The following is an 11,430-nucleotide window of genomic DNA, read 5'->3' as shown; positions in this document are numbered from 1 at the left end:
GTCGGCGGTCGTCCCCGCCCCGTACACGGCGGTCCTTGTCCAGCAGGTGTCCGCCGTCGAGGAAGCCGCGGCCGCCGGACAGGTGCCGGCCGACGGCACGAAGGTGCGTGTCCTCGCCTCGGTGGAGGCCCGGGACGCCGACGGCCGGTGGCCGCTGGCGTACGAGCTCACGCTCAAGGCCCGCTCGGGCCGGTGGGAAGTCGCCGCACTGGAGTCCGGCACGGTCCAGGACGGCGGTGCGCGGTGAACACAGTGCACCGCCTGGTGCTCGCCGGGCAGCTCAACGACCTCGGCGACTCCTGGATCAACATGTTCAAGGAGTGGGCGACCAAGGGCCTGCAGGCCGGTCTCGTCTGCCTCGTCGTCGTCATCATGATCCAAAAGTTCAGCCTCAAGGCCGGGATCGGCGCCCTGCTGCTGATGATCATCGCGCTCGGGCTGTACGACTCCCGCGACAGCCTCGCGAACATGTTCGAGGACGAGGTGAAAAACCCGGCGAAGGGCGCACCCGTCATCCCCGGCGTCGTCCAGTCCGAACTCCCGTCCTCTCGTGACCACTCGCCGGGCGCCGGAGGCCAGCTGTGACCGCGTCTGCGGCGCGGGTGGGCCGCTTCTACACCGTCGCCCGACGCCACCCCTGGGTGCTGGGCAAGGTCGCCGACTGGAAGATCCCTCTCGGCCCCTACACCCCCGCGCAGATCGCGGTTGCCGTCGGCGGCGGCTTCCTCCTGGTCAAGACCATCAGCTGGTGGTCGTGGATGGGCCCGGTCCCCATCGTCGCGTGGCTGCTGGCGATCTGGACGGTACGCCGACCGAAGATCCGGGGCCGTGCGCCCATGCAGGCCGCGCTGGGCTGGGTGCTGCTCGGCTGGCAGCCCAGGGGAGGGCGGATCGGCGGGCGGGCCGCCCGCGACCGCGCTGCCCGACCGCTGCTCGGCGGCTTCACCATCGAGGCCGCTCCCACGCCGGACGCGGCGGTGACGACGACACCCTTCTCTACGGCTCGGCACGGTGCCCTGCGGGCGCCGGTTGCGCGGCCCGCCACCGCTCGCTCGTCCGCGCGCCGCCAAACGGCACCAGCGGCTCCCGTCATGCCCGCGGGGCCGGTCTCCGGAGTGCAGCAGCTGCTCGCGCTCGCCCAGCAGGGGGGTGCGTGGTGAGGGTTCCCACCCGGCACATCGCCGGGCACCTGGTGTGGTCGACGCACGGCAGCGTGTGGGCCCTCTACCGCCTGCACCCCGGCCCGGACGCGCAGGGACAGGTGGAGGAGACCGTTCAGGGCACGTACGTTCCCGCTGCCGTCCGTGACGAACAGCTCGCCAAGATCACCCACTTGGTGCGGTCGCTGTCCGGGGCACCGCGGTTGTTCGGTCTGTGCGCGCAGGTCGACCCGGGCGAGATCGCCCTCAAGATGATCGAGGGCATCGAGCCGGCCGAGCAGGCACCTGGTACGGGCCGGCACTCGTGGGTGGAGAACGTCGAGGCCACCCTGGACCTGCTCGACGACCAGGAGATGCACCGCCGCACCCTGTGGCTGGCCGTGCCCCTGCAGGCCGAGAGCGCCGGCCTGCAGGTGTCGGCCTTGCTCGGCGCGGCGTGGGCCGAGCTGTCCCCGATGCTGGGCATGCGGCCGGCGCCAGTGGCACGGCGCGAGGTGACCGCGTACCGGGAGCAGGCCTCGCGTATGGAGGCCGCCCTCGCCGGCGGCATCGCCTTCCGCCCCGCCCGTCCGGCAGAGATCGTGTGGCTGATCCAGCACGCCCTGCACCGCGGCCTCGCGGAGCCGCTGCTCGCCGAGGCCGAGAGCAGCGAACTGTATGGCGGGCAGCTCCGGGACGGCGTGCTGCGCTCCCCCAGCTACGCCGACCTCGGCCAGGTCCGCCTGCAGGAAGGCGGTATCGACGCCGAGCTCGACGACGCCCGTGAGCTCAAGAGTGCGGGGCATCTCACGCGGTCGGGCCGCAAAGCCTGGTGGCGGTTGAACACCGGTTCTCCCCTGGGGCGGCGCTGGCTGCAGGTCGAGACGGACGCCGGGGTGGGCTACCAGGCGCAGCTGGCGCTGGCCGAGTGCCCGCCCGCCGTGGGCGAGAACGCCGCGGATCTGTTCGCCCAGCTGGAGCTGCTGGACTTCCCCGTCGACTACACCGTCGACCTCACCCTCGTGCCCGCGGAGAAGGCCCGCGACCAGGTGCGGCGCAAGAAGAACGAACTCATCGACCAGGCCGACCAGTACGACGCCCGCCCCACCGGCATGCCCGCCTCGCTCACCGAGGCCGCCCGCGACCTGGGCGAGCTCGATGCCCGTCTCTCCCGCACCAGCGTGGAGGTCGAGGTGCAGTCGGTGACGGTGCTGACAGTGTGGGGGCCGACCGCCGCGATCTGCGACGCGAGAGCCCGCGCCCTGGCCGCGCTGCTCGGCGGCGCCGACTACCGCGCCGTGCGCCCGGCCGGACTGCAGGAGGCCCTCTTCACCCTCGGCCTGCCCGGCACCGTACGGCCGGGAATCGTGCGGGAGTTCACCCAGCACCAAGTCTCCGAAGACTGGGCGCTGGGCGGGGCCTTCACCGCTGCGGAGGTCGGCGACCCCAACGGCATGTTCCTCGGAATCGACCTGGACTGCGGTACCACCCGCCCCGTCATGATCAACGTGGCGGATGCGCCCAAGGTCGACGCATCGGCGTCCATGGGAATCGTCGGGGATCTGGGCGCGGGCAAGAGCGTCCTGCAGAAGCTGATCGCGGAGGCGGTGTGGGCGCGGGGCGGCTGCGCGATCTGCATCGACCGCACCCCCGTCCGCGAGTGGGCGACCTTCGCGCGCACCGCCGCCAAGGGCCGCGTCCAGATCATCGACGCCGCGCAGGCCGAGGTGTCCATCGACCCGCTGCGGATGTTCGACGGGCCCGAGGGACGGCACTACGCCTTGTCCTACCTCACCCTGCAGCTCGGCATCGGCCCGATGAGTACCAGCGGCGAGGTCCTCCACCACGCCGTCGAGCAGGCCGCCCTCAGCGACGCCCCCTCCATGCACCGCGTCCTTGAGGTCCTCGACGAGATGGCCACACGCGAGGCGGGCAAACGGCAGGACGCGGCCGCCACGCTCGCCGGCCTCATCCGCGTCGTCGCCACCAACTCCCTGGCCCGGATGGTGTTCGACCCGACGCTGCCGCCGGTGCGGCTGGACGCCTCCAGCGCCTGCGACATGATCGTCATCACCACCACGGGTCTGAAGCTGCCCCCGAAGGCCGCGTTCGACAAGCCCGAGGTCCTGCACCAGCAGCCGCTCGAGGCGCTGATCGGCCGGGCGGTGCTCTACCTGATCGCAGCGCTCGCCCGGCAGACCGCCTTCGAGGACCCCGCACGGTTCACCGCCGTGGTCCTGGACGAGCTGTACTGGCTCACCTCGTCCGCCGAGGGCACCGCGCTGGTCCACGAGATCCTCCACGACGGCCGCAAGCACGGCGCAGGGCTCCTGGCGGGCTCGCACGACGCTGCAGAACTCGGCCCCGACCGCGGCCTGATGGCCTACCGGGCACTGGCCCGTACCGCCGACCGCGAACGCGCCCGCCGAGGCCTTGAGTTCGTCGGCCTCGACCCGGGCGACAGCGCGCTGCTGCGGCTGGTGACCACCGGTCTGTCCCCCGTCGGCCACAAGGGCCGGGAGGGCGAGTTCCTGCTGACCTGCCCGCGGCAGAACACCGGCCGCATCAAGGTCTCCATCCCCCGCATCCAGCGCATCACCGCCTCCATCACCACCACGCCAGGACGCCGCACGAGCGCCCCACCGCGCTCCGCACCCGCTGCCGGTGAGGCCATGGGTGCCCGTCCGAAGGAGCACCTCTGATGCCCACTTCCTCCGGGGACCGTTCTGGGCGTATCGCCGCGGCCGTAAGCATCCTCACCGTGATCGCCGTTGTCGCCGGCGCGGTCATACTCGCTCTCGGGGCGTGCCTGCCGGAAGCGTGGTGGCCTCACACCGGGCAGGCGTTCGCCACCGAGGCCCGCCCCGCGCACCACGATCCCTGCGCAACGATCGCCGGCCCGGCCAAGGCCTACTGCGAGCGCGGGGCCAGGACCGCTGCCGGTCAGCAGGACGGGGCCGGTGCTGCGTGGAGGCTGGTGCCCGCCGGGGCGGGTGTGGCGGCCCTGGTGGTGTGGCGGCTGCGGTCCGCTGCCGGGCAAAGGCGGCGCTGACGTGCTGCGTCCAGACCGCGCGAGACTGCGTTCGGCCGGCTTCGTGGTGCTGCTCACCGGCGTGTTCCTTCTGGTGAACAGCCAGGTCGTCTACGCGGCCGGCAGCAACAGCGAAACCGGCGACCTCCTCGCCCCGCTGAACATCTACTCGTCCGAGGGTGTCCCGATCGACGGGTACGACCTGAACGCCGACGGCGGGTCCATCGTCGCCTTCAAGTCGCAGGCCCTGGCCTTCGCCCTGTCCGGGGTGTTCACACTGATCCGGCTGCTGGTCGGGCTGGCGGGGTGGGCCATCGAGGTGGCCTTCCGGTTCCCGCTGCTCAAGATCCTCACCCGCCCGGCGCAGAAGGCCGCAGACACCTACGACCACGTGGTGATCGACACCCTGGGATTGAAGGGTCTGCTGCTGGCCTGGGCGTTTGTTTTCGCCGGGTTCATGATCGTGCGCGGGCGGGTGGGCCGCGGTCTGGGCGAAATCTTCCTGACCCTGCTCATCGGGGCGATCGCCGCCTCGGCTCTGATCCGCCCCGACACGCTGCTCTCGCAGAGCGGACCGCTGGGGCAGTCCCAGCAGGTGGCCGCCGAGGTCGCCCAGCAGAGCGTCAACTCCTACGACTGGGGCGGCAAGCTCGCCAGCTACGACCCGTGCGCCGGCATGGCCGGGAACGCCGAGATCAAGTGCGAGGAGCGGGAAGGCGAAGGACCCCTCTCCGCGGCAGAGGTGGCCCGACCCATCCAGGACTCGATCACCAACGCCCTGATCGTCAAGCCGTACATGCTGCTGCAGTACGGGCGCGTCCTCGATCCCGCGAAGCCTGCCGACCGCAAGGCTTACGCCGTCCACCTGAAGTGGATCACCGGCGGATACAAGGTGGGCGCCAAGGTCTCCGACAAGGGAAAGGACGTCTGCAGCAAAATCCGCGGCGCGGCGAAGAAGTACTGCGAGCGCGGGTTCATCGAGGGGGTGCCCGACAGCGACGGCGCAGGCGGCCTGCCGGAGCTCACCCCCGGCGGCGAACTGCTGGATTCCTCCAACGCGATCGTCACCGACGAGGACCGCGAGTTCTACGCCTTCCTCGAGGACATGAAGAAAGCCGGCCCGGTCGGCACGTCGTGCGCCGCCTACGCCGCAAAGCCCACCTGGTGGCGGCTCGGTGGAGCCTTCCTGCTCCTCATCGCCGCCCTGTTCATCTGCGGCATGCTGCTGTCCAGCGCCATCGTTCTCCTCGGTACCCAGGGCATCTGCGCGGGCGCGGCGGCCGCCGGCGGCGTCACCTTCATCGCCGCCATGCTGCCGGGACCCCCGCGGCAGAGCGTGTGGAAGTGGCTGTCCCTGTGGGGGATCGCAGTCCTGGCTGTGGTCGCCATCTGCGCGTTCATCCCTGCTTTCGGGATCGCGATCGACGCGACCATCACCAACGGCCCCGACCTGATGGTCGAGCGGATCCTCCTCATCGACGTCCTCGCCATCGCCGCAGCGGCCGGACATCGCAGACTCCTGACCGGTATCACCTCCTTCGGCCGTCGCATGGCCATGCGGATGCGCTACGCCAAGGTGGGCGGCACTCATATGCCCGGCGACACCTCCGAGCTCGGCGCCGCGCTCGCGATGAACTCCCCTGCCGCGCTGGGCGGATACGGCGGCGGGTTGCGCGCCTTCACCGGCGGGGGTGGGGGCAGGTTCGGGATGCTCGGCACCCGGCAGCGGCTGATGGGCGCGCTCACCTCGCTGTCCGACGGCACGGGCATGCCGGTGGACACCGGCAAAGTTCTCGCCGATGCCACGGCCGAAGCCAGACGGGGGCTCGCCCCGCTCACCGCAGCGGCGGCCGTGGGCGGGCTGGGCGCACGGCTCGGCGCCAAGGGCGCGCACTGGCTGCTCATCGGCCGGCGTCCGGACAAGGAGCAATTGGCCAAGTGGCGCAAGCCCACCGCCGACGGCGACCTTGGCGCGGGCGGCCCGGGCGGCGGCCCAGGCGGCGACGGCGGCAATGGCGCCGGCGGAGGGCCGCGCCGACCTGGCGGGCCGCCCGACCGCTACCGCAACGACGACGGCCAGGTCATCGACCGGGGCACCGGCCAGGTGCTGCACGACCAGAACACCGACCGCACGCTGCTGTCGACGCGCGCCCACAACCGGCTGATCCGCTTTCGTGGCTACCGCATCCTGCATCGCGGGGGCCGGGCCGCGTACGGGGCGACGGTCGGTCTGCCGGCAGGCGTCCGCCGGGCCCGCACGGGCGGCTCGCGCTACTCCGATGACGCCCGTCAGCAGGTGCGGGTGTGGGGCAACACCTGGCGTGAAGACGGTCGCGCTTGGAGTGACACCGGCCGGCACATCGCCCGTGTGCTGCGCGAGAACACAGACGACAGAGGGGGGACGGGTCCCTTCGCCAACCGCCGCCTGCCAGCCCGTGCGGCAGCGGTGCCAAGGTCGGCCGACTCCGGTTCGCCGGGCCGTCAACGGTCGGCCACACCGCGCCCCGCTGCCGGGGCCGCCACCCAGCCGCCCGCCCCGCCGGCGTCCCCGACCCGGCCGGGAGGCAGTACGCCCCAGCGCCCGGCACCGGACCGGTCCGGGCCGGTCTTCCCCGGCGGAGGCGGCGCGCGCAGCAGCACCCGCGACGAAGCCCGCGCCCGCTTCCAGGAGCTGATGCGGCGTACCGCGTCCGACGCCGAGCGTCGGCGCCAGGAGCGGGCCCGCCAGCCGGAGGACGGTGAGGACGGGTGAGACCGTCCCGGCGCCGGATGGCGCGGTGGGGGTGTGTGGTGATGCTGTTGCTGTTCGCTGCCGTATGCTGCGCTGCACCGATAGGCAACGCGATCAGCGTGTATGCCGCGCTGAAGACGGGCCGGCAGGATGACGGCGGGATCGCCGACGGCGGCAGCGCCGCGGACATCCCCGCCCGGATGCTGACCGCCTACAAGAAGGCCGCCGGGCAGGTCGGAACATATGTGCCGACCTGCCGGGGCATGCGCTGGCCGGTCCTGGCCGGGATCGCGAAAGTCGAGTCCAACCACGCGGTGGGCCGCACCATCGCCGCAGGCGGCGACATCCGACCGAAGATCTACGGGGTGCTCCTCAACGGCTCCGGCCAGGGCGGCAACACCACCGCCGTCCCCGACACCGACCACGGCAAGTGGGACGGCACCTCTCAAGGTGAGCGAGCTGTCGGCCCCTTCCAGTTCCTGCCCTCCACCTGGGAATCGATCGGCAAGGACGCAAACGGCGACAAGACCGCCGACCCGCACAACGCCGACGACGCAGCCCTCGGCGCCGCGGTCTACCTGTGCGCAGGCGGCCGTGATCTGGCCAAGCGCGCCCAGCTGAAGGCCGCGATCTGGCAGTACAACCACTCCAACGCGTACGTCGCCAACGTACTGGGCTGGATCGACCAGTACACCGCAGCCGCCAAAAACCCGGACCTGAGCCACGTGCCGGGAAAGGTCCGCACCGTCATCGAGGCGGCGCTCTCCCAGCGCGGGGTGCCCTACGCGTGGGGCGGCGGCAACGCGAGCGGCAAGTCGTACGGGATCTGCTGCTCCCCCAGTGGCAAGAGCGGCGCGAACATCAAGGGCTTCGACTGCTCCGGGCTGACGCTGTACGCCTACGCGCGGGCGGGCATCACACTGCCGCGCACCGCGGCCGCCCAGGCCGGTACCGGCCGGCGTATCCCGGCAGGACTCGGCACCGGCGCGCTCAAGCCCGGCGACCTCGTCTTCTACGCCACCGCCCCCGGACACGACGCCACCATCCACCACGTCGGCATCTACCTCGGCAACGGACAGATGATCAACGCGCCGCGCCCGGGCACCATGGTCCGCCTCGACGCCGTCAACACAATGCCGGGTTATGCGGGCGGAGCGAGGCTGCTGTGACCGCTGCCCCGGCGCGTTCGCCACGCCTGCTGTTGCCGAGCACCGTCATCCTCGCCGTCGCCGCCATCGCGCTGCTGGGCGGACTGCACGGTCACGAGTTCCCGGCCCCGACGCCGGGGCCGGCATCGGGGACAGCTGGGCACACGACCACCCATGCGCCGTCAACGGCCGCAGTATCTGCCGCCGGCACCGGCCCGTCGGCCGTGAGCACTCCTTCCTCTGCTGCGCCCACCTCATCGGCACCGCCTGGCGCCCCGTCCGCTCTGCCGCCGCACGGCGAGGGTGCGGCTGGGGACCGGTTCATCCAGCACAACCTTGAGGCCGCCTGGCCCGCCGACCTGCCGGCCGTCGACGAGCGCGTGCTGCTCGGGGCCGGACGGGCGCTGCTGCGTGCGGACGCCACGGGCGTCGGGCGCACGGCGTGGCCGCAGGTGTTCCCCCCTACAGGTCAGGCAGTAGCCCCGGCGTTCGCCACGGCCGGCTTCCGCATCCAGGCCGCCATCGCCCGCCGCGGCACCAGCCCGGACACGGCGGTCGTGCACCTGGTGTGGGCCGGCACCGACCGCGGCGGCACCTTCACCGATCTCCGCGTCACTGACTGGCACTTCACCCGCACCGTTGCTGAGTCCGTAGTCAGGTCTCAGCATTCCTGGCATTTCGGCCCGGAAGGTCCGTCTCGTCACCAGAGCGTCAGGGGCTCGGCTTGAGGACGGTCTCTCGCTTCTGTCTGCCGTTGGTGCGGCAGGGTTGCGCCACCTGCCCGCCCACCCGTGGCCTCGTGGCTGCGGGTGGTGGTGCGGGTCTTCTGGTCGGCTCCGCGAGGCTTCGGCACCCGCTCGGGGGTGTCCTGGTCTCCGGCCACTCCGGTACCAGTCATGCAGGCTGCCGCGAGGGCGGCGAGGTTGCGTGCGGCGTTGGTGTCCCGGTCGATGACCAGGTGGCAGGCGTCGCACTGGTAGGTCCGGACGTGCAGCGGCAGCTTGGCTTTCACCGCGCCGCACCCGGAACAGGTCTTGGAGGAGGGATACCAGCGGCTCGCCACGATCACGCGGGTGCCGTGGCGCTGGCGACTCTTGTAGGCGAGCTGTCGGGCGATCTCGGCGAATCCGGCGTCGGCGATGCGGCGGGCCAGGCGCCGGTTCTTCAGCATGCCGGTGACGTTGAGGTCCTCGACGACGACGGTGCTGTACTCGGCTGCCACGGCGGTGGTGAGCTTGTGCAGGGCGTCGGCGCGCAGGTTCGCCACCCGGTGGTACACCTTGTTCCGCTGGGCGTTGGCCTTCTCCCACCGCTTCGACGGCTGCTGGCCGGTCCTGCGGTCGGGGCCACGGCGGCGGGACACCGTGCGGGACGCGCGGCGCAGCTGCTTCAGCGCCGTGTCCAGATGCCTCGAATTGTCGATGGTGCGGATCTCGCCGGTGCTGTCGGCCATCACCGCGAGAGACTTGATCCCGAGGTCGATCCCGACCGCCACGTCCGGGCGCGTCACGCGTTCGAGCTCGCGTTTGACTTCGGCTTGGAAGGAGACGTACCAGCGGCCGCGTTCGTGCCGCACGGTCGCGGACAGGATGCGGGCCGTCCCGGCCTGGACACGGGCCAGGAGCTTCGCCGTGGGTTCGTGGGTGCGTATCGTGCCCAGCCTCGGCAGCGTGACATGCCGGGCATCGCGCTCGACACGGAGCGTGCCGGTGGTGAAACGGCAGGCAAGGCGCGCCTTCCGCTTCGACTTGAACCGGGGTGCGCCCACACGTTGGCCGCGCCGCCTGCCGTTCTTCGACCTCGCGTAGTTGTCGAACGCGGCCGACGCGTTCGCCAGACCGGTGCTGTACGCCTCCTTGGAGTTCTCCTCCCACCAGGCGGAAAACCTCAAATCAGTGTGCTTGGCCTCGTTGAACGCCTTGCGCAGGGCGGGCAGCGACCACGGCCGCCACGGTGTCAGCAACTCCTCGGCGATGCCGTAGGACTCCTCCGCGCGGCGCTGCCGCCACGAGGCGGTCACCCAGCCGACAGCCCAGTTGTAGGCCGCGCGGGCGGCACCGCAGTGCGAGCGCAGCGCAGCTTCCTGGGAGGCGTTCGGATCCAGCGCGAACCGGAACGCCTGCACCACGAACCCGGACTGCGGCCGGAACTTCTTCACCCAGCAGCCTCACCCTCGGCGGCAGCCTCACCCTCGGCGGTCGCCACCGCCACCGCGCGGGCGGCCCGGGCCTTCGCCGCCCCCCGCCCGTACAAACAGGCGCACATCGACGTCAGCACCTCGGTCATGTCCCGCACCAGGTCGTCGGTGGTCTCGCTGGAGTCCAGGACGACCAGGCGCCGCCCGGACGCCGACAGCGCGGCTTCGAGGTGCTCGACGCCGAACCGGGCCAGCCGGTCACGATGCTCCACCACAATCACAGCCGCCTGCGGGTCGGACAGCAGCCGGTGCAACTTGCGCCGCCGCCCGTCCAGCCCCGACCCCACTTCGGCCACAACCTCGGCGACAGCCAGACCCAGCCCGTTCGCGCCAGCCACCACCCGGGCCGTCTGCCGCTTCAGGTCAGGCTTCTGGTCGGCCGAGGACACGCGGCAGTACGCCACCACCCGGCCCGACGGCTCGACAGTGGCTTCATCGACCAACCACGTGCCCGACGGCGCCTGGCGGACAGGAACGGGCATCTTCCCGTCCTTCACCCACCGCCAGGCGGTCTGGTAACTCACGCCCTGCTGACGCGCCCACTCCGACAGCTTCACAAGACCAAGATATCGAGATGTGCGATTAGAGGTGACTATAAGTGACAGACAGCGTCAGCGTCACGGATACGAGTCAGGTATTCGGCCTGCTTTCCGCGCTTGTCAACGCCGCAGACTGGCTCTCCGGCCACTGGTACCTGCCCGCCCTGGCCACAGCCGCCGCTACGGCAGCCGCCGAGACGGCGGTGCGCCGGCTCGCGGCCAAGGCTTCGGCCGAGCGGATGGCCCTGGAACTGGTGCCCAATCGGCACTTCGAACCGAGCCTGGAGGAGATCTTCCGGCGCGGCGTCCAGCTCGCCCGGGCCTCCACGAGCATGCCCTGGTGGGCGCCCCGTAGGTCGAAGGCGGTGCAGATCCGGCTGCGTGTGGACGGCTCCAGCCCGCTGCGCTACCGCATCGAAGGCCCGGCAGGAGGCCAGCGCCTTTTGTCCATCACCCCGTTCGGGCCCGACGTCACCGTGCACACGGCCCGGCCGATCACCGACAAGCCGCGCACCCACACCGTGCGCGCGGAGTTCGTCCTGCGCGGCAGACCCACGGCCCCGCTGCGCGAGGTGCCGCTGAGCCCCGACCCGCTGCAGCCGCTCGTCGATGCCGTGTCCGACCTGCGCGCCGAGCTCGGCGACC

At 71.6% G+C, this 11,430-nt stretch carries 9 protein-coding genes and 2 pseudogenes; 9 read left to right on the top strand and 2 right to left on the bottom strand.

The window, feature by feature from the left end; translation table 11 throughout:
* From ABT085_RS36895 to ABT085_RS36860, 8 genes and pseudogenes are all read left to right on the top strand, one after another.
* Positions 1 to 247 (top strand): annotated as a pseudogene (locus tag ABT085_RS36895) (conjugal transfer protein); the annotation flags it as partial.
* Positions 244 to 585 carry a hypothetical protein gene (locus ABT085_RS36890; protein WP_351618373.1) on the top strand — a complete coding sequence of 114 codons (342 nt, stop codon included), beginning with the start codon at positions 244 to 246 and terminating at the stop codon, positions 583 to 585. The pseudogene ABT085_RS36895 and the gene ABT085_RS36890, both read left to right, overlap by 4 nt.
* Positions 582 to 1,160: a hypothetical protein gene (locus ABT085_RS36885; protein WP_351618370.1), complete on the top strand. Its 579-nt coding sequence runs from the start codon at positions 582 to 584 to the stop codon at positions 1,158 to 1,160. Before ABT085_RS36890 ends, ABT085_RS36885 begins: the two co-directional genes overlap by 4 nt.
* Positions 1,157 to 3,841, top strand: a complete 2,685-nt coding sequence (locus tag ABT085_RS36880; protein ID WP_351618368.1) for an ATP-binding protein — start codon at positions 1,157 to 1,159, stop codon at positions 3,839 to 3,841. The genes ABT085_RS36885 and ABT085_RS36880 overlap by 4 nt, the downstream gene beginning before the upstream one ends.
* Positions 3,841 to 4,191 carry a hypothetical protein gene (locus tag ABT085_RS36875; protein WP_351618365.1) on the top strand — a complete coding sequence of 117 codons (351 nt, stop codon included), beginning with the start codon at positions 3,841 to 3,843 and terminating at the stop codon, positions 4,189 to 4,191. Before ABT085_RS36880 ends, ABT085_RS36875 begins: the two co-directional genes overlap by 1 nt.
* A gap of 1 nt (position 4,192) precedes the next feature.
* The gene (locus ABT085_RS36870; RefSeq protein ID WP_351618362.1) at positions 4,193 to 6,922 is read left to right on the top strand and encodes a hypothetical protein; all 2,730 of its coding nucleotides are present in this window, start codon (positions 4,193 to 4,195) and stop codon (positions 6,920 to 6,922) included.
* Positions 6,923 to 6,963: 41 nt separating this feature from the next.
* Positions 6,964 to 8,070, top strand: a complete 1,107-nt coding sequence (locus ABT085_RS36865; RefSeq protein ID WP_351618360.1) for a C40 family peptidase — start codon at positions 6,964 to 6,966, stop codon at positions 8,068 to 8,070.
* A complete protein-coding gene (locus tag ABT085_RS36860; RefSeq protein ID WP_351618357.1) occupies positions 8,067 to 8,777 on the top strand; it encodes a hypothetical protein in 711 nt (236 codons plus the stop codon). Before ABT085_RS36865 ends, ABT085_RS36860 begins: the two co-directional genes overlap by 4 nt.
* Here ABT085_RS36860 and tnpB read toward each other — a convergent pair.
* Together tnpB and ABT085_RS36850 are read right to left on the bottom strand one after the other, a co-directional pair.
* Positions 8,750 to 10,207, bottom strand: a complete 1,458-nt coding sequence (gene tnpB, locus ABT085_RS36855; RefSeq protein ID WP_351618354.1) for an IS607 family element RNA-guided endonuclease TnpB — start codon at positions 10,205 to 10,207, stop codon at positions 8,750 to 8,752. The two genes, ABT085_RS36860 and tnpB, sit on opposite strands and share 28 nt — an antisense overlap.
* Positions 10,204 to 10,803, bottom strand: coding sequence for an IS607 family transposase (locus tag ABT085_RS36850; protein WP_351618351.1), 600 nt, complete (start codon positions 10,801 to 10,803; stop codon positions 10,204 to 10,206). Before ABT085_RS36850 ends, tnpB begins: the two co-directional genes overlap by 4 nt.
* A gap of 221 nt (positions 10,804 to 11,024) precedes the next feature.
* Here ABT085_RS36850 and ABT085_RS36845 point away from each other — a divergent pair.
* Positions 11,025 to 11,430 (top strand): annotated as a pseudogene (locus tag ABT085_RS36845) (ATP/GTP-binding protein); the annotation flags it as partial.

Source organism: Streptomyces sp. NPDC002265 (genome assembly GCF_040296125.1).
Taxonomy (GTDB): Bacteria; Actinomycetota; Actinomycetes; order Streptomycetales; family Streptomycetaceae; genus Streptomyces.
This window is presented reverse-complemented; position numbering and strand designations above follow the sequence as displayed.

Coding starts and splice junctions, on each gene's coding strand:
- ABT085_RS36875 (WP_351618365.1), top strand. CDS start 3,841: ATGCCCACTTCCTCCGGGGACCGTTCTGGGCGTATCGCCGCGGCCGTA.
- ABT085_RS36865 (WP_351618360.1), top strand. CDS start 6,964: ATGCTGTTGCTGTTCGCTGCCGTATGCTGCGCTGCACCGATAGGCAAC.